General features: G+C 37.9%; 24 protein-coding genes. 20 read left to right on the top strand and 4 right to left on the bottom strand.

Going from position 1 to position 23,883, the window contains the following annotated elements; translation table 11 throughout:
* Window position 1 precedes the first annotated feature (1 nt).
* Complete coding sequence (locus M3182_RS22500) at window positions 2-502, top strand: Lrp/AsnC family transcriptional regulator (protein WP_251432172.1); 501 nt, start codon at window positions 2-4, stop codon at window positions 500-502.
* A complete protein-coding gene (locus M3182_RS22495) occupies window positions 502-1,671 on the top strand; it encodes an aminotransferase (RefSeq protein ID WP_251560243.1) in 1,170 nt (389 codons plus the stop codon). Before M3182_RS22500 ends, M3182_RS22495 begins: the two co-directional genes overlap by 1 nt.
* A 137-nt stretch (window positions 1,672-1,808) precedes the next feature.
* On the opposite strand, the gene M3182_RS22490 is transcribed toward M3182_RS22495, so the two are convergent.
* Entirely contained in the window at window positions 1,809-2,006 is a 198-nt protein-coding gene (locus M3182_RS22490; protein ID WP_251432167.1) for a helix-turn-helix domain-containing protein, read from the bottom strand.
* 206 nt (window positions 2,007-2,212) lie between these two features.
* Between M3182_RS22490 and yugI the strand changes: the two genes are divergently transcribed.
* A complete protein-coding gene (gene yugI, locus M3182_RS22485; RefSeq protein WP_251432164.1) occupies window positions 2,213-2,593 on the top strand; it encodes a S1 domain-containing post-transcriptional regulator GSP13 in 381 nt (126 codons plus the stop codon).
* 113 nt (window positions 2,594-2,706) lie between these two features.
* Window positions 2,707-3,900 (top strand): ornithine--oxo-acid transaminase, encoded by a 1,194-nt coding sequence (locus tag M3182_RS22480; RefSeq protein WP_251432161.1) that lies wholly within the window; start codon window positions 2,707-2,709, stop codon window positions 3,898-3,900.
* An 80-nt stretch (window positions 3,901-3,980) separates the two neighbouring features.
* On the opposite strand, the gene M3182_RS22475 is transcribed toward M3182_RS22480, so the two are convergent.
* Entirely contained in the window at window positions 3,981-4,214 is a 234-nt protein-coding gene (locus tag M3182_RS22475; RefSeq protein ID WP_251432159.1) for a DUF378 domain-containing protein, read from the bottom strand.
* A 141-nt stretch (window positions 4,215-4,355) separates the two neighbouring features.
* On the opposite strand from M3182_RS22475, the gene M3182_RS22470 reads away from it, so the two are divergent.
* From M3182_RS22470 to M3182_RS22460, 3 genes are all read left to right on the top strand, one after another.
* Window positions 4,356-5,519: an iron-containing alcohol dehydrogenase gene (locus tag M3182_RS22470; RefSeq protein WP_251432155.1), complete on the top strand. Its 1,164-nt coding sequence runs from the start codon at window positions 4,356-4,358 to the stop codon at window positions 5,517-5,519.
* Window positions 5,520-5,797: 278 nt separating this feature from the next.
* A complete protein-coding gene (locus M3182_RS22465; RefSeq protein ID WP_251432152.1) occupies window positions 5,798-7,147 on the top strand; it encodes a glucose-6-phosphate isomerase in 1,350 nt (449 codons plus the stop codon).
* 632 nt (window positions 7,148-7,779) lie between these two features.
* On the top strand, window positions 7,780-8,190 hold the full coding sequence (locus M3182_RS22460; RefSeq protein ID WP_251432149.1) for a YugN-like family protein: 411 nt from the start codon (window positions 7,780-7,782) through the stop codon (window positions 8,188-8,190).
* On the opposite strand, the gene M3182_RS22455 is transcribed toward M3182_RS22460, so the two are convergent.
* On the bottom strand, window positions 8,187-9,176 hold the full coding sequence (locus M3182_RS22455; protein ID WP_251560241.1) for a potassium channel family protein: 990 nt from the start codon (window positions 9,174-9,176) through the stop codon (window positions 8,187-8,189). The two genes, M3182_RS22460 and M3182_RS22455, sit on opposite strands and share 4 nt — an antisense overlap.
* Before the next feature lie 149 nt (window positions 9,177-9,325).
* Between M3182_RS22455 and M3182_RS22450 the strand changes: the two genes are divergently transcribed.
* The 13 genes from M3182_RS22450 to M3182_RS22390 all read left to right on the top strand — a co-directional run bounded on the left by M3182_RS22450 (window position 9,326) and on the right by M3182_RS22390 (window position 23,020).
* On the top strand, window positions 9,326-9,514 hold the full coding sequence (locus M3182_RS22450; protein WP_251560239.1) for a hypothetical protein: 189 nt from the start codon (window positions 9,326-9,328) through the stop codon (window positions 9,512-9,514).
* A 241-nt stretch (window positions 9,515-9,755) separates the two neighbouring features.
* Window positions 9,756-11,306 (top strand): spore germination protein, encoded by a 1,551-nt coding sequence (locus tag M3182_RS22445; protein ID WP_251560237.1) that lies wholly within the window; start codon window positions 9,756-9,758, stop codon window positions 11,304-11,306.
* Window positions 11,303-12,409, top strand: coding sequence for a GerAB/ArcD/ProY family transporter (locus tag M3182_RS22440; RefSeq protein WP_251560235.1), 1,107 nt, complete (start codon window positions 11,303-11,305; stop codon window positions 12,407-12,409). The genes M3182_RS22445 and M3182_RS22440 overlap by 4 nt, the downstream gene beginning before the upstream one ends.
* Complete coding sequence (locus tag M3182_RS22435; RefSeq protein ID WP_251560233.1) at window positions 12,387-13,643, top strand: Ger(x)C family spore germination protein; 1,257 nt, start codon at window positions 12,387-12,389, stop codon at window positions 13,641-13,643. The genes M3182_RS22440 and M3182_RS22435 overlap by 23 nt, the downstream gene beginning before the upstream one ends.
* A 228-nt stretch (window positions 13,644-13,871) precedes the next feature.
* Entirely contained in the window at window positions 13,872-14,528 is a 657-nt protein-coding gene (locus M3182_RS22430; protein ID WP_251432131.1) for a potassium channel family protein, read from the top strand.
* Window positions 14,529-14,601: 73 nt separating this feature from the next.
* A complete protein-coding gene (locus tag M3182_RS22425) occupies window positions 14,602-15,156 on the top strand; it encodes a chromate transporter (RefSeq protein WP_251432128.1) in 555 nt (184 codons plus the stop codon).
* An 88-nt stretch (window positions 15,157-15,244) separates the two neighbouring features.
* Entirely contained in the window at window positions 15,245-15,775 is a 531-nt protein-coding gene (locus M3182_RS22420) for a chromate transporter (protein WP_251432125.1), read from the top strand.
* A gap of 284 nt (window positions 15,776-16,059) precedes the next feature.
* Window positions 16,060-16,863 (top strand): zinc transporter ZupT, encoded by an 804-nt coding sequence (gene zupT / locus M3182_RS22415; protein ID WP_251432123.1) that lies wholly within the window; start codon window positions 16,060-16,062, stop codon window positions 16,861-16,863.
* A 436-nt stretch (window positions 16,864-17,299) separates the two neighbouring features.
* Complete coding sequence (locus tag M3182_RS22410) at window positions 17,300-18,556, top strand: DUF445 domain-containing protein (RefSeq protein WP_251560230.1); 1,257 nt, start codon at window positions 17,300-17,302, stop codon at window positions 18,554-18,556.
* 68 nt (window positions 18,557-18,624) lie between these two features.
* Window positions 18,625-19,812, top strand: coding sequence for an MFS transporter (locus M3182_RS22405; protein WP_251560228.1), 1,188 nt, complete (start codon window positions 18,625-18,627; stop codon window positions 19,810-19,812).
* 174 nt (window positions 19,813-19,986) lie between these two features.
* Complete coding sequence (locus tag M3182_RS22400; RefSeq protein WP_251560226.1) at window positions 19,987-20,787, top strand: EcsC family protein; 801 nt, start codon at window positions 19,987-19,989, stop codon at window positions 20,785-20,787.
* A 132-nt stretch (window positions 20,788-20,919) separates the two neighbouring features.
* A complete protein-coding gene (locus M3182_RS22395) occupies window positions 20,920-21,621 on the top strand; it encodes a response regulator transcription factor (protein ID WP_251432110.1) in 702 nt (233 codons plus the stop codon).
* A complete protein-coding gene (locus M3182_RS22390) occupies window positions 21,611-23,020 on the top strand; it encodes a sensor histidine kinase (RefSeq protein WP_251560224.1) in 1,410 nt (469 codons plus the stop codon). Before M3182_RS22395 ends, M3182_RS22390 begins: the two co-directional genes overlap by 11 nt.
* Before the next feature lie 241 nt (window positions 23,021-23,261).
* Here M3182_RS22390 and M3182_RS22385 read toward each other — a convergent pair whose 3' ends face one another.
* Window positions 23,262-23,774: a DoxX family protein gene (locus tag M3182_RS22385; RefSeq protein ID WP_251432107.1), complete on the bottom strand. Its 513-nt coding sequence runs from the start codon at window positions 23,772-23,774 to the stop codon at window positions 23,262-23,264.
* Between the last annotated feature and the right edge of the window lie 109 nt (window positions 23,775-23,883).

The following is a 23,883-nucleotide window of genomic DNA, read 5'->3' as shown; positions in this document are numbered from 1 at the left end:
TATGCAGCTTACTGATAAAGAATTAGAGATCGTTGAAATATTAGAAAAAGATTCACGTACTTCAAACGAAGACCTAGCTGCAATGACTAGTTTAACTGTATCTGAAACTGAAGAAGTGCTCAAGAAGCTAGAGGATCAGAAAATCATTGTGAGATATACCTCCATTGTGGATTGGTCAAAAATCTCAGGACATGAAGGGGTTACGGCCATGATTGATGTAAAGGTAACTCCAAAACGTGGTGTAGGTTTTGACGAGATTGCTAAGCGAATCTATCGTTTTAAAGAGGTTAAGTCCGTCTACTTAATGTCAGGTGCATATGACCTTTCCGTTATTATTGAAGGACAATCGATGAATGAAGTAGCACGCTTTGTCTCTCAAAAATTATCTACACTTGATTCTGTCATTTCGACGACGACCCATTTTATTCTTAAAAAGTATAAGCATGACGGGACTATTTTTGAGCCTGATGAAGAAGACAAGCGGATTGTGGTGTCTCCATAATGAAAACAAAAAAAGGTTATTTGTCCCGTACTGTAAATGAATTAAAACCATCTGGTATTCGCCGCTTTTTTGATCTTGCGTCGGGAATGGAAGGAGTTGTTTCCCTAGGTGTTGGCGAACCTGATTTCGTAACACCCTGGACAGTTAGAGAAGCAGCAATCCTCTCTCTAGAGGAAGGGTATACCTCTTATACCGCTAATGCTGGTCTCCTCGAACTAAGAGAAGAAATTGCTACCTATTTAACGAAAAACTTTAATGTGACCTATAATCCGAAATCAGAAATTATTGTAACTGTCGGGGCTAGTCAGGCAATCGATATTGCACTTAGGTCGATCCTTGACCCTGATGATGAAGTGCTTGTGGTTGAACCATGCTTTGTCTCCTATAGTCCTCTTGTATCGCTAGCGGGTGGAACGCCAATCCCTGTTCAAGCAGAAGCCGATGGATTTAAAATCTCACCGGACAAGTTAAGAGCGGCGATTACACCTAAGACAAAAGCAATCATGATTTGTTCACCAAATAATCCGACGGGGACCATGTTAAACCGAAAAGAATTAGAGGAGATTGCGGCAATCGCAAAGGAATCTGATTTACTAGTGATATCGGATGAAATTTATGCAGAACTAGTTTATGACGAGAGTTATACGAGTATGGCCGCAATTGAGGGAATGAAGGATAGGACGATTCTCATCTCAGGTTTTTCAAAGGGATTTGCCATGACTGGTTGGCGCCTAGGCTTTGTCTGTGCACCTGAAGAGCTATCGCAGGCGATGCTGAAGGTTCATCAGTACGCGATGATGTGTGCTCCGACAATGGCACAGTATGCTGGGCTTGAGGCACTAAAAAACGGAAATGATGAAGTAGACGAGATGAGAAAAAGCTATCGTCGTCGAAGAAACTACATGGTTAGTTCTTTTAATGAGTTAGGACTAGAGTGTCATTCTCCTGGAGGAGCCTTTTATGTTTTTCCATCCATTAAATCAACGGGGCTTACTTCTGATCAATTTGCTGAACAGCTTTTAATCGAAGAGAAAGTTGCTGTTGTACCAGGAAATGTATTTGGCGAAAGTGGGGAAGGATATGTCCGCTGTTCGTACGCAGCGTCGATTGAGCAGCTTCAAGAAGCTATTAAAAGAATTCGCCGTTTTCTAAAAAACCACCAGAAATAAAAAAAGGGCAGCTATGAAAGCTGCCCTAAAAAAGGGGGGGAATACTAGAAAGCCTTATGATATAAGGATAACCATCTTTATTCTATTTATACATGCACGTAAAAAAAGCGAGGAGAAAAAACTCGCCAAGGATTGTATTATTCTTTTAAAAGGACAGATGCAGGAACATCAAGGACTGTAGAGAGTTTCAGTATTGTTTGATTGTTGGGAGTCTTTTCCCCTAGTTCGTACTTCTCAATTGTCTCTTTTCCGACTCTCATCTTGGTAGCCAACTCTTCAAGAGAAAGTCCTCTTTCCTCTCGAAATGCCTGTATGTTTTTACCAATTGAAGACATACGTTCCTCACCCCTTCATTCGAGATTAGTACTTCTATTTTAACATGTTTATCCAGGCATAATATAGAGATTAATTGAACATTTTGTTAATTCTAGAAAAAGAAAAGTGATTCATATAAGTTATTTTTGAGCTTTCTTTTAAAATATGGTATAATTTTTTATTGCGTATAAATGAGATTAATAAATATAAAAATAGGAGTGTTTTCATGACTGAAAAAATTGAAACAGGTAGCGTACTAACGGGAAAGGTTACAGGTATTCAGCCTTATGGAGCTTTCGTTGCAATTGACGAAAATACACAAGGACTTGTTCATATTTCTGAAATTACACATGGATTTGTTAAAGATATTAATGACCACTTAAAAGTGGGCGATGAAGTTCAAGTTAAGGTTCTTTCTGTAGACGAAGAAGCTGGAAAAATTGGGTTATCAATTCGTGCTACACAAGAAGCTCCTGAACAGCCAGCGAAGGCTAAGCGCCCAAGAAAACGTGCAGCGGCAGCAGTAATTAATCAAGATAATGATTCTCAAGGTTTTAATACGCTAAAAGACAAGTTACAAGAATGGATTACACAATCTAAGATGTAACAGGTAATTAGAGAAGGTAAGTTTCGACTTGCCTTCTTTTTTTTAGGCTTTTAAAAGAAATTGAGGCGCGATACAATGAAGATATAAAATGGGGTTTAAGGGGAGGGCTTAGAGTGGAAACGACTTCCAATCGTCTAATTAAGCTAACCGAAACATATGGAGCACCAAATTACCATCCGCTCCCGGTTGTAATATCGGAAGCATCTGGAGTTTGGGTGAAAGACCCAGAAGGAAATCAATATTTAGATATGTTGAGTGCGTACTCTGCTGTAAATCAAGGGCATCGACATCCAAGAATTATTCAGGCACTTAAAAACCAAGCGGACAAAGTGACCTTAACATCAAGGGCTTTTCATAATGACCAGCTTGGTCCTTGGTACGAGAAAATCTGCCAAGTAGCGAAAAAAGGAATGGCACTGCCGATGAACACAGGTGCTGAAGCTGTTGAAACAGCAATAAAAGCGGCAAGGCGATGGGCATATGATGTAAAAGGTGTGCCTGAAGATCAAGCTGAGATTATCGCTTGTACCGGTAATTTTCATGGTCGGACGTTAACTGCGGTTTCCCTATCATCAGAAACAGAATATAAACGAGGATTCGGACCGATGCTTCCGGGTATTAAACTCGTTCCATATGGCGATTTAGAGGCATTAAAGAAAGCGGTTACACAAAATACCGCTGCGTTTCTAATTGAACCAATACAAGGAGAAGCTGGAATTGTCATACCTCCAAGTGAATTTCTAAAAGAGGCTTTCGATTTTTGCATAAAGAAAAAAGTCCTATTTATCGCTGATGAGATTCAAACCGGGCTTGGACGTACGGGGAAAATGTTCGCTTGTGATTGGGAGGGGATTGAACCAGATTTATATATTCTCGGAAAAGCACTAGGTGGGGGAGTATTTCCAATCTCTTGCGTGGTAGGGGACAAAGAAATTTTAGAAGTATTTAATCCAGGGTCACACGGCTCAACGTTTGGAGGAAATCCTTTAGCTTGTGCAGTTTCAATTGCCTCCCTAGATGTGATCATAGATGAAAAGTTGACAGAACGCTCACACACTCTGGGTGCTGATTTCCTTCAGAAGCTAAAACAAATAAAAAATCCTCTTATTAAGGAAGTAAGAGGGCGAGGGCTATTTATTGGGATGGAGTTAACGGTTCCGGCACGAAAGTATTGCGAAGCCCTAAAAAACGAAGGGATATTATGCAAAGAAACACATGAAAATGTTATTCGTTTTGCTCCACCATTAGTGATTGAACAAGCTGAATTAGATTGGGCATATGAACGGATCCAAAAAATATTCAACTAATGAAAAAATCCGCGGAAGAGCGGATTTTTTTAAAAGAGACTCACCGGGCGTAAACTATATGGCTTAAGCCGGTTGTATTCTTATTGAGTTGGTTGTGTTCCTTCTTGTCTTTCTCTTTGCTCACTTGGAGCAAATAATAGTCCAAGATTAATGAGTCCGGCTAAACCAACTAATCCGTAGATGATTCTTGAAATGGCTGAATCTTGACCACCGAAAATTGAAGCAACTAAATCAAATTGAAAGAATCCAATTAGTCCCCAATTGATGGCCCCGATAATGGTAAGAATTAATGCAATACGCTGTATTGTGCTCATGATGTACCTCCTTTTTAGGTGTCAAGATTAGAATGTACAACAAAAAAACAATTATTCATGGGTGTAAAAAATTTTTATAATGCAATTTTTTGCAATCAGCCTGATTTTTTTTCATAATAGTGGAAGAGGAGGTTGATAGAAATGGACAATTTTACGTTTTTAAATCCAACAAAGCTGGTATTTGGTAAAGGGCAGTTAGATCAATTAACAAAGGAAATTTCTCGTTACGGAAAAAAAGTACTTCTTGTCTACGGAGGTGGCAGTATAAAGCGTAGCGGCCTCTACGATGATGTACAGAAGTTATTAGCAGAAATGGGTGCGACCGTTTTTGAACTGTCAGGTGTGGAACCAAATCCGCGTTTATCAACAGCAAATAAGGGCATAAAAATATGCAAAGAAGAAGGGGTTGAATTTATTTTAGCCGTTGGTGGTGGCAGTGTAATCGACTGTACGAAATTAATTGCTGCTGGTGCGAAATATGATGGAGATGCCTGGGACATCGTAACGAAAAAAGTGTTTGCCAAAGAAGCACTTCCGTTCGGAACAGTGTTAACCCTAGCTGCAACAGGTTCAGAAATGAACTCAGGATCCGTTATTACAAACTGGGAAACGAAAGAAAAGCATGGTTGGGGAAGCCCGGTCACTTTCCCGAAATTTTCAATTCTTGATCCCGTACATACATTTTCCGTCCCAAAAAATCAGACAATCTATGGGATTGTTGATATGATGTCTCATGTGCTTGAACATTACTTCCATCAAGCTGAAATGACGGAATTCCAAGACAGAATGTGTGAGGGCCTACTGTTAACAGTTATGGAAACAGCGCCTAAACTACTTGACGATCTTGAAAACTACGACCATCGTGCAACCATTTTATATTGTGGCACAATGGCCTTGAATGGAATGTTGTCGATGGGATTCCGCGGAGATTGGGCTACACATAATATTGAGCATGCGGTATCTGCGGTATACGACATCCCACATGGTGGCGGTCTAGCGATTCTATTCCCTAATTGGATGAAGCATAATTTACATGTAAAACCTGAACGTTTTAAAAAGCTCGCTGTCCGTGTATTTGGAGTAACCTCTGATGGGAAAAACGACGAGGAAATTGGGATGGAAGGAATTGAGAAACTTCGCGAGTTCTGGAACAGCATTGGTGCACCTTCTAGACTTGCTGATTATGACATTGACGATAGCCAACTTGAAGTCATGGCGGATAAAGCAATGGTAAATGGAGAGTTTGGAAACTTCACGAAATTAAATAAAGAAGATGTCCTAAAGATTTACCAAATGTCATTATAATAAAGAGGGTTCCAGCATCCGCTGGAACTTTTTGTATTATATGTAAAGATAACCCTTGCTGCTGGTGAACAATATTAGATTCTCTCTATCAGCAATATATTTGTCGTTAAAAGTTATATTCTATGTATGGAGAATAAATACAGTACGCGTTTGGGTACAATTCCTGCACCCAGACTAGAGAAATTTCTCATGCATTCGCTTACATGGGTGTGGGCATCTTGATTCTTGAACGAGCTTTGGTTAAAGTGATAGAGAAAAAACATGATGGAGGATTATGAATGACACATATTCAATTTGATTATTCGAAGGCTTTGAGCTTTTTTGGAGAGCATGAAGTTACATATTTAAGGGATTTTGTAAAAGTTGCGCATCATTCTTTGCATGAAAAAACAGGAGCAGGCAGCGATTTTCTAGGCTGGGTTGATCTTCCAGTAGACTATGATAAAGAAGAATTTGACCGTATTCAAAAAGCTGCTAACAAGATTAAACAAGATTCTGATGTGTTGTTAGTGATTGGAATTGGCGGCTCATATTTAGGAGCACGTGCTGCACTGGAGTTTTTACAGCATAGCTTCTATAATTCTCTTCCAAAAGAAAAGCGAAATACACCTCAAGTGATTTTTGTTGGAAATAATATTAGCTCTACATACATGAGAGATTTAATGGATTTACTGGATGGGAAAGATTTCTCTATTAATGTTATTTCTAAGTCTGGTACAACGACGGAGCCTGCTTTGGCATTCCGCATTTTCCGTAAACTTCTTGAAGAAAAGTACGGTGCTGAAGAAGCAAAGAAACGCACTTATGCAACTACTGATAAGGCAAAAGGGGCACTTAAAACATTATCAGATGAAGAAGGCTATGAAACATTTGTGATTCCAGATGATGTTGGTGGTCGTTATTCTGTTTTAACAGCTGTTGGGTTATTGCCAATTGCCGTAAGTGGTGCAGATATCCAAGCGATGATGAGTGGGGCAGCTCAAGCGAGGGAAGACTTTGGTAAATCTGAGCTCGAAGAGAATTTAGCTTACCAGTACGCAGCAGTACGTAATGTCCTGTACAATAAAGGGAAAACAATTGAAATGCTTATCAATTATGAACCATCCTTAATGTACTTCTCAGAATGGTGGAAGCAGTTATTCGGTGAAAGTGAAGGAAAAGACCAAAAAGGAATTTACCCTTCTTCAGCTAACTTCTCCACCGATCTTCACTCACTTGGACAATATGTTCAAGAAGGAAGAAGAGATTTGTTTGAAACAATTATTAAAGTTGAAAAGCCACGTCACGAATTAACAATTGAAGCAGAAGATAACGACTTAGATGGTCTAAACTATCTAGCTGGTCAAACTGTGGACTTTGTTAACAATAAAGCGTTTGAGGGAACCTTGCTTGCTCATACAGATGGCGGAGTACCGAACCTTATCGTTTCGATTCCACAGCTGGATGAGTTTACATTCGGATATCTTGTCTACTTCTTTGAAAAGGCTTGTGCAATGAGTGGTTATTTATTAGGGGTTAACCCATTTGACCAGCCAGGTGTAGAAGCATATAAAGTCAATATGTTTGCGTTACTAGGCAAACCAGGTTTTGAAGAAAAGAAAGCTGAACTAGAAAAGCGTTTAAAATAATGCCAACAAAAATTACATGAAAATGTAAGTAATTCAAAATGAGTGCCAATTTGCATATGAAATTGGCACTCATTTTTTATTGTGGTAGAGCCATTAGGATGGAAATTTTTTTGGTACCCCCACAATGTTAACTTCAATTTGATTTATCTTATAAAAAATAACAGGGGAATTTTCGGTTAAACTGCAAAATAGCGCTCGATTCAGGGTGTTTAAGCGGAGATTTTCTGTTTAAGCAAAGCAAAATTACCCATTTTCGCCTTATTTGAGTCGTTATTCGGAATCTTTCCGTCTATTTAAGCAATTTTCAGTACTAACTTATTTATGGGTAATTTCTCCGCTTATTTATAAAACCCTCCTGACCCCCTCATCTAGGTCCGTGGATCCGCTCTTTTACCGTTAGGTAGGGGACAGAATATTAAGAGAGCAACAGGCAACTAAAATGTCTCAAATAGTGAACTGTGCCATAGCTATAATGAGGATTTCTATTTTGCTGCATTGTTGATTTTATGACAGGACAGGAAACGGACCCATTAGAAAGAAATGTACACTTTTTGTTCTTCGGTGAACACCTTTCTTTGGATGAATCTTATCAGGTTTGTAAACAATAAAGGGAAAAGAAAAGGGGGAGAACCATGCTTGAGATTCCATCCAGTATCGAAGGACAGCAACAGCGTCTGTCTGATTTAGAAGCAAAGCTTAAGCCAATGGGATTTTCCATTGGCGGCAATTGGGATTATGATCACGGGAGTTTTGATTATAAAATTTCTGATAAGGACGGATATCTTTTTTTGCGAATTCCTTTTTATGCAGTTGATGGTCAATTAGACGATGATGTCTGTTCTGTGGAAATTCAACAACCGTTCTTACTTTCCCATATTTATGAAAAAGGTTTAGATGATCATGCACATAGTGAAGTTTTTTCAGGCACCTTTAACCAATTTTCTGAACCAGTAGAAAAGGATGCGGAAGTTCCGAAACAATATGTTGATGTAGGAAAGTCCCTTGTTAAAGAAGTGGAGGCTGCATTAAGCTCGTCAACTTAATTTGAGATAACTAGCAATAAATCATCTTTCTCAATAGTTTGATTAGGATTGGGGTGGACGTAGATGTCTTCCCCTTTTTTTATCCCAATGAGAATCACTTCTTTCCCTAGATAGTATAAGGTCGCTTGTCGAATACTTTTTCCAATCGTTTCTCCACAGGCTTCAAGATATTCTAACTGTTTGCCTTCTCTGAGCTCAGATAATAAATCGGTTAGTGGATTGACCATCCCAGTCGAATGAATACTATCTAAAATGATGGCACTGGTTAATTCATTCGTTTTAATGATTTCATCTGCACCTGCTCGTTTCGCATTATTCAACTGTTCATTTGTTAGGATTTCTACAATACATAGGACATCCGGGTTTAATCCCTTGATAGCTAGTAAGGTCAAAACACTATTCATGTCGGCTTGGAGCTCATCTAATTTTTGGTCAGCAGTAATAATGACTTTCTTGGCTTCGCGTATATTCGCTTTTAATAAAATATCATCCCTCAGTGCTCTTCCTTTAATAAAATGAACATGATGACCTGGTAATGGGTTTGTGGGCAGGCTTTCATCAATTAAAATGACAGACTCTTTCGTTTTAGAAAGTGCTTTAATAATTTCCTTCGATCGTTCATTCCAACCAATAATAATATATTGTTCTTGCCCTTTATAATGGGTTTCCCCTTTTTGATATTCATCTTGTTTCGTAACGGCAATACTTGAAAGTGTCGCGAAGTACGTCGATAAAAACCCGGCACCTACTAGTAGTAAAAGCACTCCTGTAAGGCGACCAGGTATAGACAGTGGCACATAGTCTCCATATCCAACCGTGGATGCTGTGATAACAGCCCACCAAATGCCATCAATAATCGTTGGGAAATTTTCAGGCTCTAACAAATGTATGATTAGGCCAAAAAGGCCAATTAGGAGTGAGGTAATAACGAGAATGCGTAATAGAAGCGGCAAGCGGACAAATCGAATATATAAATGATGAGGCATAACTTTCACTCCTTTAGGTGAGATTCATATTGCCATTATTTCCAGTTTAGTCTGTTAGAAAACCAAAAAGTACCAACTCCTTTGGCCTATTGAGTCCAAACGCTCTTCAAATTCGATGCATATGTATGAGTAAAGGAGGGATATATGACATGTATCAAATTGCCATTCTTTTTCTTGCTTGTATCCTTGTTGGTTTTGCTTTATTAAAGGTGAAGGCCGTAGGAATTCTTGTCGGTCTAGCTGCATTTTTGGAAATTGTTGGTGTCCTCGTTATTTTAATTTTTTCAGTTGCCCTTCTCTATTTAGGATTTAGAACACTATTTAGCCGTAGTTGGTGACCTAATCTGTATCTTTTGAAGAGATCCTAAGAGTTAACTTCATGGCTTACCCAAATTTATGATGAGCTCGCCAAATTGGCGGGTTTTCTTTTTGAATGATAAACACAAGTCCGCCTTAACCTCTATAGCAAATTTCCTCATACAACTTGGAAGTCATGAATCATATTCATAAAATAGGAGGATTTGGTAAATATCTAAATAGAGTACATAGCGAAAAGAATTTGCGAGGGAGGGACTGACCATGTTCAAGGTTCTGAAAAAGCTGGCAGGGAAAAAGCGCAACAAGAGACCAGTCGGTTCAGAGGATACGCTTGCTAGCCAAGCAAGTACGAAAGATCAGTCTATCTCGTATCAAATTGAAGATAATATCAAACAAGTTAAAAAGATTTTTCATTATCCAGATAACAAGGATATAAAGCTCAGAGAATGTAAAATAGGTGCGTCTGAAAAACGGGTTGCTATCTTTTTTATTAGTACGATTACAGATGTTCGCACAATTGAGGATAGTGCGATCGGCCCTATCTTAAAGAATAAGCACCCTGATGCCACTATAAAAGAAATGATTGCTACTCAAAATATTACCCATCTTTCTACAATGAGAGATGTTGTTCAAAATATGAACACAGGGAATGCAGTTATTTTTATAGAAGGGGAAACGTCTGCCTATGCCTTTGAATGTGCAAACTTTCAAGGACGATCAGTAGAAAAAGCAGAAAACGAGGTTGTAATTAAGGGACCTAAAGAAGCATTTACAGAGAAGGTAGTGGTAAATCTATCCTTAATCCGAAAAAGAATAAAAAATGAAGATCTCATGGCAGAAACTGTGACAATCTCCACTCGTTCGAAAAATGAAGTGTTTATACTTTATATCCGGAATCTGGCGAACGAGAAATTAGTGGATAATATCAAAAATCGCTTGAAAAATCTTGATGTAGATGCCATTCAAAATTTATCTCTGTTAGAGCAGTATATTGAAGAAAGACCTTTTTCCATGTTCCCTAGTGTGCTTTATTCCGAAAGGCCGGATCGAGCTACTTCTTTCCTTGAAGACGGTCACATCATCTTGTTAATGGATAACTCGCCTGATTCATTAATCCTGCCTGCAACATTTTGGTCATTTTTTCATACTAGTGACGATCATTATCTTCGGTTCATATTCGGTAATTTTGCTCGGTTCATACGAGCGGGAGCGATGTTTATCACCATTTTTATATCGGCAATTTTTATTGCTGTTACAACCTACCACTCCGAGATGATTCCAGCTGATTTATTATTAGCGATTGCTGGTTCGCGAGAGAAAGTTCCATTTCCAGTGTTCTTTGAAATTCTCCTTATGGAAATTGCCTTTGAATTAATAAGGGAAGCAGGTTTAAGGGTGCCTAACCCAATGGGTCCAACAATCGGGATTGTCGGTGCTTTAATTTTAGGACAAGCGGCAGTTGAAGCGAATATTATTAGTCCTATTGTGATCATTGTTGTCGCATTGAGTGGCTTGACTTCTTTCACAATTAGTGACGTCAGTCTGAATTTTGCTTTGCGAATTATCCGCTTTATTTTCATTTTCTCTGCTGGTTTATTTGGAATCTTTGGGATGACCTCTTTTTTTGTTATGGGGATTTTTTATTTAACGTCACTTAAATCATTTGGAGTACCTTTTTTGGCTCCGATGTCACCACATTATGTGGCTTCAGGGGATACTATTTTCAGAAGAGTTCTTAAAAATGAAAACCTACGACCGGGGTACTTAAAACCGAAGGACATGAAGAAAAAAAGTGATGAGGCTGTCAAATGAAACAGAATGAAGGAAAAATTGGCATTCGCGATTATATGGCAATCATTTTATTAACGCTGGGGTCAAAAGTATCTGATGATACGCCCACGTTATTGTATAAAACAGCGAAAAATTCTGCGTGGATTTCTATGTTAGGCATCGCGCTTTTATCCTTGATTCCAATCCTTTTCCTACTAAAGGTTTTTTCAGTCCATCGTAATAAAAATTTACATGAAATTAATTTGCATCTTTTTGGAAAAGTGATGGGAAATTTGATATCTATGGGTGTTCTCTTGCTTGGCTTCTCATCATTTGTTTTAGATACTTCCGTTTATGTGGATATCATTGGGTCCATGTATTTTACTAGAACCCCTACCTTAGCTCTCTATATCTTGATGCTTGTCGTCTGTGGTTATGGTGCAAAGCGCGGGATAGAATCAATTGGTTCTGCTGCTTGGTTAACATTGTTTTATTTAAAAGCTACCTTATTTCTTGCACTTATATTCGCTTTTACAAAAGGAAACCTGAAATTTATTTTCCCACTATGGGGACCAGGTACATTAGAAATTGCGAAAACGACAGGAAGTAAACTTTCGATTTTTGCCGATTTTTATTTTCTAGGAATCATTGCTCCATTAGTTAGCTCATTTAAGGAATTTAGAAAGGGAACTCTTTGGGCTTTTGCTATTGTTGTCGTCGAGATCACAGCAGCGTTGATTATATTTGTTATCCTATTTGATTTCACATCCATTGAGGTCATAAGTTACCCATTCCATGAAACGATCCTTTACTTATCTATTGGTTTTTTATCGAATGTTGAAAGTATGTTTTTACCATTTTGGCTAGTAGCTGCTTTTATTCGATTTTCGTTTTATCTTTACTTGGTGGTGACATTATTCGGGGGGATTTTTAAAATTAAGGAATTTGAATATCTTGTTCCGGTATTTATTGTCATTGTGTTGTTCTTAGGAATTATGCCAAAAAACTTAACTTATACACTCCCTTATTTACGTGAAATGATCCTAGGAATTCTCAGTCCACTTTTCTTTATTCTACCTATTTTGATGTGGGGAATGGCGAAGTTAAGGGGGGACTTTAAGCGTGAAGCAGAACAATCTCATTAAGCTTATATTCTTGATTCCATTTATTTTGATTTTAACTGGTTGCTGGGATTTAAAGGGATTGGATCGACAAGTATTTGTGATTGGTATCGGATTAGATGTATCCGATGAAAAAGGAAAAATCGATATTACCTATTTGATTGCTAATCCGGAAGTCGGTACTTCTTTTGCTGGTGGTGGAACTGAGGAAGATACTGTGATGACGGTTACCATGAGATCCCCCGATTTTTTATCGTTGAGACACAGTGTAAATGCCGCTGTCGCAAGAGAAATCTCTTATGATTTATTAAAGGTGATCGTCGTTTCGGAAGAGTTAGCAAAAGATGAAGAGTTCATAAGGTTCCTTTATTCTGCAGAAAAGGATCGTGAAATTAAGCGGAATACCTATCTAATTGTGACAAAAGAAAAGGCTGCTGAATTCTTGAGCAAGAATGATCCTAAATTCTTAACTCGCCCACATAAATTTTATGAAAATATGATTCAACGTGGAATTGAAGTTGGATTTATCCCGAACTCAGAATTGCATCATTTTTTTAGGGTTACGGAGGAAGATGCAAATTTGTTTTTAGCCACTTACGCGACGACGAATATTCGCCAAAAAGAAGACGAGTATCGAATAAATGAAATGGATGCCCTCGCTGGAGATGTCAGGATAGAAGGAGAAACAAATAGCGCTAATTTCTTAGGCGCAGCTGTATTTTTAGAAGGAATGATGATCGGCACATTAACAGGGGTGGAAAATCGAATCGTGATGTTGCTTCATGACGCATCAAGTATCACAGATATTTTGGCACCAATTCCTGATCCCTTTCATGAGGACTACGAGCTTACGGTAAGAATACGAAAACAGCATAATACAAGTGTGGAGATGAATGTACATGATATGCCCCCTAAAATACATGTCACGCTTCCTTTAACGGTTGATGTATTAACGGACCCGTCGATGGAAAATCCCGTTGACAATAAAAAGAAAGTAGAAAAACTTCGTTCCACTATGGAAGAATTTATGGAAACGAAAATCATGGCTCTGGTTGAGAAATCGCAAAAGGAATTTAAAGCAGAACCGTTTGGCTGGTCATTGTATGCCAGAAAGGAATTCAAAACATTAAAAGATTATATGGAATTTGATTGGATGAGAACCTACCCAGAAATGAAAATAGACGTGGATGTAGAAATCCGTTTTGGACAGTTTGGACGACAACCGAAAACGCCTAGTTATAAGGGGATAAGAGATTAACATGAACGCTTTTATTGTAATTGCCGTATGTATTGTGTTTGTTTACACTGTAGGGTTTGCCTTGTCTTTATGGAAGCAGAAAAATAAAATAGGGGCCATGGCGGTTCTTTTTCTTGCTGTTATCGCTTTGGTCCTCCCATACTTTTCCTACTTTCAATCTTGACCTACAGATGTTAAAAGGGATAGAGTCAGAGAGGCTAAACATATTGGTTAGGAGGAATGGCGAGTTTGAAGAGACAATATGCGGTTATTGGGATGGGGAGATTTGGTTCAAGTGTAGCAGCAACTCTTTATAAAGAGGGCAATGAAGTGCTAGCCATTGATAAAAATAGTGAAACCATCAATGACCATAAAGATACTGTTTCTTATGCTGTGATTGGGGATTCAACAGAAATAGAGACAATGAAAGAAGTAGGAATACGAAATTTTGATACCGTGATTGTCGCAATTGGGGATGACATTCAGGCGAGTATATTAACAGTATTATTACTGAAAGAATTAGATGTGAAGCATGTAATTGCAAAAGCATTAAGTAAAAATCATGGTCAGGTCCTAGCAAAAATTGGGGCTGACAAGGTGATTTTCCCGGAAAAAGATATGGGAGAAAGAGTGGCGCATCATTTGATGGCTGCCCCAAATGTGTTGAATTTTATTGAGCTTTCAGAACAATACAGTATTGAAGAAATTCATGTTCCTAGAAGTATGACAGGGAAGAACCTGCGGGAACTTGATTTAAGGGCAAGATTTAATGTAACGGTAGTCGCTATAAAAGAGAAATCCAAAATTAATATATCTCCGGATCCTGAAGAAAACCTAGAAAGTGATGATATTTTGTTAGTGATTGGTGAGAACAAGGATCTTGAAAATTTCACCAATCTTATATAAGAGGTTGAGTTTATACTCCTAAGTTAATTAACAACAGTTAGTATGACTATGTCCTATTAAAAAGGTGAAAAAGATGAAGAAGCAATCGAAGCTATTTATGGCATTTTTCCGAGTGGGTTTACTAGGGTATGGCGGGGGGCCTTCTTCTATCCCCTTAGTTCATAAAGAAGTTGTGGAAAAATATAAATGGTTAACTTCTGATGAATTCAGTGACATTTTGGCATTAGGAAATGCTCTCCCAGGTCCGGTAGCGACTAAAATGGCAGGTTATATTGGTTATCGGGTCGGCGGGATAACGGGAATGTTTAATGCCTTAATTGCCACTGTGGTCCCCACGATTATCCTCATGATCCTCCTATTGACAAGTTTGAATGCTTATAAAGATGAGCCGTGGGTAAATGGAATGGCAGAAGCGGTAGTTCCTGTGGTTGCGGTAATGCTTTTTGTGCTTACTTGGGGATTTATAAAAAAGTCAGGTAAATCCAAGCTTGGTTGGGGATGGTCATCTGTGCTCATTCTCATTAGCCTTGTTTTGCTAGAAGGGATCAATCTTCATCCTGCTATTCTCATTTTTGTCCTATTAGTTGGCGCACTCCTAAAGAAAAATCCTCCGGCTGAAAAGACTTAAGCGGGAAAGTGAAGGTATAGCGTAAGCAAGCTGTGAAAAACTTAAGGCTGTAGGCAAAAAACGACCAGCAAAAGGGGAAAAGGAACAGATGATATATGCGCAGATTTTCTTGGCTTTTTTTATCCCAGGTATTTTAGGTTATGGAGGTGGTCCAGCATCCATTCCGCTCATTGAAAATGAGGTTGTCGATGAATATGGCTGGATGTCTGTTAATGAATTTAGCGAAGTACTTGCTTTAGGAAATACGTTGCCGGGACCAATTGCGACAAAAATGGCTGGATATATAGGTTATATCCAAGGAGGGATATTTGGAGCAGCAGTAGGGATTTTCGCGACAGTTGCTCCTTCGCTTATACTTATGCTTGGTTTGCTTGGCTTTTTAATGCGGTATAAGGAGTCACCTAAGGTCAAGAGATTAACGATTGTTGTTCGACCTGTAATTGCTGTATTACTTGGAGTTATGACTTATGAGTTTTTCCACTCATCTTCTGAGGATATTGGTTCCTTACATACAGTTTTAATCGGAGGGGTTAGTTATCTTTTAATGGAGAGAATGAAAGTACACCCGGCCTATATCATTGTAGGTGCACTAATATATGGAGCTCTTGTTCTAAGTTGATTAGAATAAGAGTTTTTTTGTGAGACTGTAATGAAGCTTCGGCTGTAAAAACATATTCGTACCTTCAGCGAGGACATACGAATAACACTAAAAATCCAATTAAATTCGTGAAAATTGACCTAATGTTTTGCGAAATTATATCTGGAAGGAACCTTACTTAAACTGTTTCCCTTGACCAATGATTTTACCGACGTTTAAAATGTTTCCTATAGGAAACATTCTTAGATTTGTGCATAGACTGAAAACAGGGTTAGATGAATCTAGGAAGATTGGGAGGATTTTAAATGCCAGAAAATATATTGTTTGCCTTTGGCCTTACATTGATGGCTGGGTTGGCAACAGGAATTGGCAGTATCTTAGCTTTCTTTACTTCAAGAACAAATACACGCTTCTTATCATTGGCTCTGGGTTTTTCAGCAGGTGTGATGATATATGTATCGATGATTGAAATTTTCGTTAAAGCACAAGATGCTCTAACAAGTGAATTGGGTGAATTAGGCCACTGGGTTACAGTTGGTGGTTTTTTCGGAGGAATGCTGCTAATAGCGCTGATTGACAAATTTATCCCAAAACAAAGCAATCCTCATGAACTGAAAAAGGTTGAGGATATGAACAAAGGTCAGGTGGACCAAGATCCAGCTTTGCTGAAAATGGGTGTTTTTACCGCTTTGGCGATTGGCATTCATAACTTCCCTGAAGGAATTGCAACATTTACTTCAGCCATACAGGATCCAGCTTTGGGGGTTGCGATTGCGGTTGCGATTGCCATTCACAATATTCCAGAAGGGATTGCGGTATCTGTTCCTGTCTATTTTGCAACAGGTGATAAGAAAAAGGCTTTTAAACTATCATTTTTGTCTGGACTTTCCGAGCCAATTGGAGCGATTGTTGCGTTTCTCTTCCTAATGCCTTTTCTGAACGATATTATGTTTGGGATTATTTTCGCGGCTGTGGCGGGAATTATGGTTTTTATCTCACTAGATGAATTGCTACCGGCTGCGAAAAAGTATGATGAAGCACATTTATCCATCTACGGGCTTATTGGTGGGATGGCTTTAATGGCACTTAGTTTACTATTATTTATTTGAAGAAAAGAGCCTTCGTAAATGAAGAATAACTGAGTGATTCAACTTCGCCATGAATAAGATATGTAAAAAGTCTGGATTTTGCCCCAGGCTTTTTATTTTGGCTCTTTTCTCAAAGATTGTTCCTTTTTAAAGGAAATATAGAATGATTTAGCTATGATTCCATTCCAAAGTCGTTTACAAGATAAGAAAAGAGCTTACAAACTAAGTAGTCACTTAGTGAAAGGGCTTATTTTACGTTAAAATCAGTTTTAGGATTTTAACAACAAACTTTACGCCTTCATTTTGCATTTGCAAGTTGATGGTTTAGAGGGGATTACAAAGAGATTTTTGAATATAGTTTGAAAAAAGAATGAAAATTGTTTTGATAGATGTTTGAAAATGGAAGAAAACTATACAATAATATAGGAAGATTATTACATAGGTTGAGGGAGATTTTATGAATAAACAAGAGAAGAAATCAAGATACTTAGCTGGTATATCATTAGCCATCATGGGAGCGGGGTTTTTGACAACGATTCCTGTTCAAGACCAATTATGGGGAAGGTTGTTACAAGGCGGATTTGAAGCAGGACTAGTCGGTGGGCTAGCAGACTGGTTTGCAGTTACGGCTTTGTTTCGACATCCACTAGGAATACCAATCCCTCATACCGCTCTACTACCGAAAAATCGGGATCGAATTACCAAGGCGTTGGTACGTATGTTGGAGAATGAGTGGTTAACGGTGACAAGTATTACCGAGAAAATGAAAAAAATTAGTTTTACAGATAAAATCTTAAATATTATTCGTAAAGAATTGGATTCGACTTATACAAAAGCGATTATTCAAAGGTTCTTGAATGAAACAATTGAGAAGATGAACTTTGAACAATTATCACCGCTATTAGAAAAAGAAATAAAGCATTACTTATATGATGTCGATGCTCCAAGGTTTTTGAAGTCGGTGGCTGATGGAATTGTTACCCGCGGTTATGATGAATCGGCGTTTGACTATATTTTACAAGAAACAGAAAAGTGGGCGAAAACAGCTGAAGCGAAACAGACAATGGGGAAATTAGGGAAACAGCTAATTGAAACAAGTGAAGCAGATGGCCTCCTTAAGTTTGCCATTCAATCATTTAATCAGTTTATGAATGAGGAACGATTAGGTCAAATGATGCAAACTTTTCTATTGAACCGTATTCGCAATGTTAGAAAAGCAGATAACCGCTATCGAATGTTGATTTTAGAATGGATTCGAAAAGAACTGGTTGAAATTGATAAGCGGGAGCAACTCATGAACGAAATCAACGACTGGAAAGATAGACTGGTTGATGATCTGAAACTTGAAAGCCCATTAAACCAATTATTGGATAAAGCAAAGGAAAGAATGGTACAGTATGTGAACCAAGAGGATTTTGTTGATAAAAAAGTAATCCCAATGATTCTTCGCTTTCTTACAGATTTAGAGGCGGATGACAGTAAGGTTACTGCTATCGAAAAGTGGATCCATTCACAAGTGGCCTTATTAATTGAAAGGAACCATTCAAAGATTGGGGCTTTAGTAAAGGAAAACCTAGATAAATTAGAGACTGAGACATTAATTGATATGATGGAAAATCATATTGGGAAAGATATCCAGTGGATACGGGTTAATGGTGCTGTTTGTGGCTTTTTTATTGGTTTAGTACTAACCATCTTTAAAATGATTATTTAAAGTGAGGTATAAAGGGCTAGACAGACAATTGTCATATTAAAACGAATGAACATAGAGAGAAGGATTATATGGAGAAACAACTTGTTAGCAAAAATAATGTCGGAAAGGAAAAAATTTGGACGAAAGACTTTGTTTTAATCTGTTTTGCTAATTTTTTTATTTTTCTTGGATTTCAAATGACACTTCCGACGATTCCGCTGTTTGTGGAACATCTTGGGGGAAATGATCAACTGATCGGACTCGTGGTGGGAATCTTTACTTTTTCTTCACTTTTGCTTCGACCATACGCTGGTCATGCTCTTGAAACAAAAGGACGGAAATTTGTTTATTTGTATGGCCTGCTTATTTTTGTCATTTCAGTAGGGTTGTTCGGGTTTGCAGGCGGAATCATTCTTTTGTTTTTACTAAGAATTATTCAAGGAGTTGGTTGGGGGTTTTCAACAACCGCTTCCGGGACGATTGCGACAGACGTTGTGCCAGCAAGTCGAAGAGGAGAGGGCTTAGGATATTATGGACTCTCAGGAAATCTTGCTTTGGCGCTAGGTCCAACACTAGGACTAGCTCTTGTAGGAGTCTTGTCTTTTAAAGCCTTATTTTTATTCTGTGCGCTGCTCGGTCTCATTGCTTTTATAATGGCGACAAGAATTCATTATCGAGAGGTTGAGAAACCCAGTGTGCCTGTTCAAAAGGCAAAATGGGATGTATATGAAAAAAGTGCATTACAGCCATCCTTATTATTGTTTTTTATTACGGTTACTTTCGGAGGTATTGCTACATTTCTTCCATTATATTCGACCCAAAAAGGGGTTATGGGGATTGAGTGGTACTTTTTGTTATATGCACTCTTCCTAATGATCTCTAGGACATTTGCTGGACAAATATACGACCGTAAAGGCCATCGAGCTGTTTTTATACCGGGAACTACACTGATTTTGATTGCAATGCTCTTATTAGCTTGGCTTCCAAATAGTTTGACGCTTTTTGTAGCAGCTGCCTTTTATGGTCTTGGGTTCGGTTCGATTCAACCAGCTTTACAGGCTTGGGCAGTTGAAAAAGCACCTGCTAATAGAAAAGGAATGGCCAATGCCACATTTTTCTCATTCTTTGACCTTGGGGTTGGTGTTGGTGCGATTCTCTTTGGACAAATTGGTCATCTTTGGGGATATTCTAGTATTTATTTAACATCAGGAATTTCAGTCCTTATCTCAATATTATTGTATATTTCTATCTTAATGAAGAATAAACAACCCCATTAGTCTAACTTAACCGCATCTTTTGATGTGGTTTTTTCTTATGTAGTAAGAAAAATTGGTAGATTTCTATTGCATTGGCTTCACACAAATAGAGTCTATTTCGGTTTATCTCCCAATGAAACCTTTGATAAATATAAAACGTCATACAACTAGAAACATACGATAGGGGATTAGAGAATGGAAACGCGCGACGAACTATTAAACGAACTTACGACAATTGAAAAATGGGAAAAAGACCAAAAGGGTTTATGGTTTTGGGAGCGTCTCGGTCGACTTCCATTTAAGATGCTAGATAAGTTGACGCCAAAATTTATCCAAGAAAAAATAAGTCTTCTTCTAGATGAGTTGGGGAATTATATCCAAAATGGTGGGAGATATCTTTCAAATGAAAAGAGGGTTTTAAAGTTAGTTGAGAGGAAAACTGGAACAGAGGTAAACAACCTTGCTGATTTACAACAAATCTCTGTAAAAGATATGAAGGAACTGTCTTTAAGTCTTGCAGATCAGCAAAAAAAGGTAGCAACTGCTCAAGGAGCGGGGACAGGCATCGGTGGTCTTTTTACGTTGGCAATTGACATTCCTGCTTTGTTAACACTTTCTTTAAAAACGCTCCAAGATATTGCGATTTTACATGGTTATGACCCGAATGATCGAAAAGAAAGAATTTTTATCCTAAAATGTCTCCAATTCTCTTCAAGTGACATTGTCGGGAAAGAAGCGATTTTAAATGAATTATCTAGTTATGGTGAAGTGCAATCACAAGAGATGATTTCGCAACTCCAAGGATGGAGGGAAGTAACGGTCACTTATATGGATCAATTTGGATGGAAGAAATTGTTGCAAATGATTCCAATTGCGGGAATTCTCTTTGGAGCATTTGCGAACCGATCAATGATTCATGATGTAGCAGAGTCTGGAATTATGCTATACCAAAAACGCAAAATCTTGGAAAGACTAGAGGGGACAGAATTAATCTAGCTTTGAACAAAGAGTATGAACAAATTATTAATAAAGAAAGAAAAAATATGTAAATATCGTTGGTACTGCTTGAATAACAAAGGTGGAAGAGCTACGTTAAAATAGAAAGTTGGAAATGATGAGGAGATTAAAATGAGAATTTTAGTGATAGAAGATAATGAAAGTGTTTGTGAAATGATTGAAATGTTTTTCCAAAAGGAAGGGATGGATGGAACTTTCGTCCATGATGGTCTAAAAGGATATAACGAATTTAAAACAGGGACGTGGGATCTTTTAATTGTCGATTGGATGTTACCTGGTATGGACGGTGTCACACTCTGTCGGAAAATTCGCCAAGATAATAGTGAAGTCCCAATCATAATGTTAACGGCAAAAGATAGCGAATCAGACCAAGTGTTAGGGCTTGAAATGGGAGCAGATGATTATGTAACAAAACCTTTCAGCCCACTAGCGCTAATGGCCCGTATCAAGGCAGTTTCGCGACGCTATCAAAAAAATAGTACGGAAGATCATAAAAGTATTCTCCATACAAAGCATTTAAAAATTGATAAGGATTCACGCGAGGTTTTTTTAGATGGAAACCTGGTGAGCAATTTAACACCCAAAGAATTTGATTTGTTAACTTATTTTGCTCAACATCCTCGTCAAGTGTTCACTCGAGAACAATTATTAGAAAGAGTATGGGGCTACCAGTTTTATGGAGATGAACGAACAGTTGACGTTCATGTGAAAAGGCTACGAAAGAAACTAGGCACTCCGACTCAACCACTTGTCCACACCGTTTGGGGAGTTGGTTATAAATTTGATGAGTCGGTGGAAAAGAATGAAAGTTAAATATCTGTATCAACAGATTTTTAGCCATATTGGTGTATTATTAGCCGCTTTTATCGTATTAAGTTTATTGTTTACTCAATATATTGAGAACCTCGTTTACACCGAGAAGACAGATGAATTGATTAATTATGGGGAAAATATTTTATTTGAATTGGAACGAGGGGAAAAACGTCCAGAACAAGTTATTACACAATACGCAAATGTTCTGTTTGGAAGGGATATCCAATTTAGCGTTTTTGATGAACAAATTAATCTTCTTAACCCAATCCGTTGGAGAGGGCCTGCTCTTGTATTAACGGAAAGTGAGTGGAAGAGGTTACAGTCAGGAAAAACCATTGTAAGTAAGGTTGATTTGAAACGGTTTGAAAAAGAGGTATCTTTTGTGGTGGTTCCTTATATAGTTCGGGGGAACTTCGTTGGGGGGATATTATTAACAGCTCCCATCGAGGGCACAGAAGAAATGATTACTCAAATTAATCATTATTTATTTTATGCCGCACTCATTGCGTTAGGAGTTTCGCTGCTCTTAAGTTGGCTACTATCAGAGGTTCATGTAAATCGGATTAAGAAAATTCAAGCGGCAACCTCAATGGTTTCTTCAGGAAATTATCATGTGAACGTCCCTTCCTCTGATTTTGATGAAATTGGAGAATTGGCGAAAGACTTTAATCATATGGTCGATAAAATCAACACATCGATGGAGGAAATTGAGAGCTTAGAAAATCGCAGAAGGCAATTTATGGCAGACGTCTCTCATGAAATGCGAACTCCACTAACAACGATTAGCGGGGTAATTGAGGGTTTAAAGAATGACATGATTCCTGAGGAAGAAAGGGAAAAAGGTATTAATTTAGTTAGTAAAGAAACAAAAAGGTTGATTCGGCTTGTTAATGAGAATTTGGATTACGAAAAAATAAGATCAAACCAAGTAAAACTAATGAAGGAAGAAATTGAATTAGAGGAATTGCTCGAAATTATCAAAGAGCAATTATATTTACAAGCAAAGGAAAAAGGAAATGAAATCTTTCTTGATGTTGAGAAAGGGGCTATGGTTGTTGCAGATTATGATCGAATCTTACAAATTCTAATTAACATAACAAAAAACAGTATTCAATTTACTACGAACGGTACAATCACCTTAAGAGGAAAAATGAATGGACATGATAGTGTAATTGAGATTGAAGATACTGGGATTGGAATTAATTCGGAAGAAATCGAGAAAATCTGGAGACGTTTCTATAAAGCAGACTTATCACGGAGAACGAATCCATATGGTGAATTTGGACTAGGGTTATCAATTGTTAAGCGTTTGGTTGAAATGCATAATGGTGAAATTACTGTGAAGAGCGAAAAAAATCAAGGGACAAAATTTACGATTAGAATCCCTATCCTTGAATAAATAAAGGCTATTTTCCTGAATTTTGTTGTTAAAATCCTAAAGCGATTTTAACGCCTGTTAAACCATTTTATGCGTTCATACTAAGTTTACAGGCTCTTTTCTCCTGATTAAAAATTGCTATTCAGTGAAAACACAGCTATTACCTTTTCTCTTTGTATTAATAGCAACAAAGTTTGAGAAAAGAGCCTGAATAAAAGAAAAACAGATTCCTTTATATGAAGAAGGAATCTGTTCATCATATTTAAACAACTTCATCGGAAACAGACGTGTCTAGTTTGAAAAGATTTTTGCGAATATATGGGATAACCCAACGGTCTAAACCGAATTTTCCTGCATTGTAACCAGCTGTGACTATAAAGAAGCCCATGAGAATGTCTGTTGGATTATGAGAAACTGTACCGGCAAAGAAAAAGGCGAAGTTCATTACTAATCCGAAGAAAGCAGCGGCTGTTGTTAAACACCCTAGCATCAGACCCAGTCCGACTGCAGCTTCTCCCCAAGGAATCAAGAAGTTAAAAAGTTCAACATTAGGGATGGCAAAGGCTTCTATAAAAGTGGTATACCAGCCATAGACAGCGGATCCGTCTGGACCTGTTACGGGATTTGCAATCGCATTTTTTAAGAAGCCTGTTGCATCGAAACCATCAATGATCTTATGATAACCGGCTGAAAACCAAGCATAACCTAAGTAAATCCGAATCACTGCAAGAATAGCTGCAACAATGTTATTGTTCCGTAAAGTTTTCATCAACATTCTAATCACTCCTTGCTCTTATTTTGTTTACGCTTTAAGAATATCAAATGTTTTGAAAGAGGAATCTGAAGGGAGGGAAATTTCAAACTTCTGTAAAAAAGATTTGAAC

It is taken from the genome of Mesobacillus maritimus (genome assembly GCF_023715205.1).
Lineage (GTDB): Bacteria > Bacillota > Bacilli > Bacillales > Cytobacillaceae > Mesobacillus_B > Mesobacillus_B maritimus_C.
The sequence above is the reverse complement of the archived record's forward strand: the minus strand, read 5'-3'. Positions and strand labels throughout refer to the sequence as shown.

Bases quoted from the DNA above. Each gene is read 5' to 3' on its own strand.
- zupT (WP_251432123.1), top strand. From the start codon at position 16,060: ATGCCAGAAAATATATTGTTTGCCTTTGGCCTTACATTGATGGCTGGG.
- M3182_RS22425 (WP_251432128.1), top strand. From the start codon at position 14,602: ATGAAGAAGCAATCGAAGCTATTTATGGCATTTTTCCGAGTGGGTTTA.
- M3182_RS22405 (WP_251560228.1), top strand. From the start codon at position 18,625: ATGGAGAAACAACTTGTTAGCAAAAATAATGTCGGAAAGGAAAAAATT.
- M3182_RS22410 (WP_251560230.1), top strand. From the start codon at position 17,300: ATGAATAAACAAGAGAAGAAATCAAGATACTTAGCTGGTATATCATTA.
- M3182_RS22445 (WP_251560237.1), top strand. From the start codon at position 9,756: ATGTTCAAGGTTCTGAAAAAGCTGGCAGGGAAAAAGCGCAACAAGAGA.
- M3182_RS22385 (WP_251432107.1), bottom strand. From the start codon at position 23,774: ATGTTGATGAAAACTTTACGGAACAATAACATTGTTGCAGCTATTCTT.
- M3182_RS22390 (WP_251560224.1), top strand. From the start codon at position 21,611: ATGAAAGTTAAATATCTGTATCAACAGATTTTTAGCCATATTGGTGTA.
- M3182_RS22440 (WP_251560235.1), top strand. From the start codon at position 11,303: ATGAAACAGAATGAAGGAAAAATTGGCATTCGCGATTATATGGCAATC.
- M3182_RS22450 (WP_251560239.1), top strand. From the start codon at position 9,326: ATGTATCAAATTGCCATTCTTTTTCTTGCTTGTATCCTTGTTGGTTTT.
- M3182_RS22475 (WP_251432159.1), bottom strand. From the start codon at position 4,214: ATGAGCACAATACAGCGTATTGCATTAATTCTTACCATTATCGGGGCC.
- M3182_RS22395 (WP_251432110.1), top strand. From the start codon at position 20,920: ATGAGAATTTTAGTGATAGAAGATAATGAAAGTGTTTGTGAAATGATT.
- M3182_RS22460 (WP_251432149.1), top strand. From the start codon at position 7,780: ATGCTTGAGATTCCATCCAGTATCGAAGGACAGCAACAGCGTCTGTCT.
- M3182_RS22400 (WP_251560226.1), top strand. From the start codon at position 19,987: ATGGAAACGCGCGACGAACTATTAAACGAACTTACGACAATTGAAAAA.
- M3182_RS22470 (WP_251432155.1), top strand. From the start codon at position 4,356: ATGGACAATTTTACGTTTTTAAATCCAACAAAGCTGGTATTTGGTAAA.
- yugI (WP_251432164.1), top strand. From the start codon at position 2,213: ATGACTGAAAAAATTGAAACAGGTAGCGTACTAACGGGAAAGGTTACA.
- M3182_RS22495 (WP_251560243.1), top strand. From the start codon at position 502: ATGAAAACAAAAAAAGGTTATTTGTCCCGTACTGTAAATGAATTAAAA.
- M3182_RS22455 (WP_251560241.1), bottom strand. From the start codon at position 9,176: ATGCCTCATCATTTATATATTCGATTTGTCCGCTTGCCGCTTCTATTA.
- M3182_RS22500 (WP_251432172.1), top strand. From the start codon at position 2: ATGCAGCTTACTGATAAAGAATTAGAGATCGTTGAAATATTAGAAAAA.
- M3182_RS22490 (WP_251432167.1), bottom strand. From the start codon at position 2,006: ATGTCTTCAATTGGTAAAAACATACAGGCATTTCGAGAGGAAAGAGGA.
- M3182_RS22420 (WP_251432125.1), top strand. From the start codon at position 15,245: ATGATATATGCGCAGATTTTCTTGGCTTTTTTTATCCCAGGTATTTTA.
- M3182_RS22465 (WP_251432152.1), top strand. From the start codon at position 5,798: ATGACACATATTCAATTTGATTATTCGAAGGCTTTGAGCTTTTTTGGA.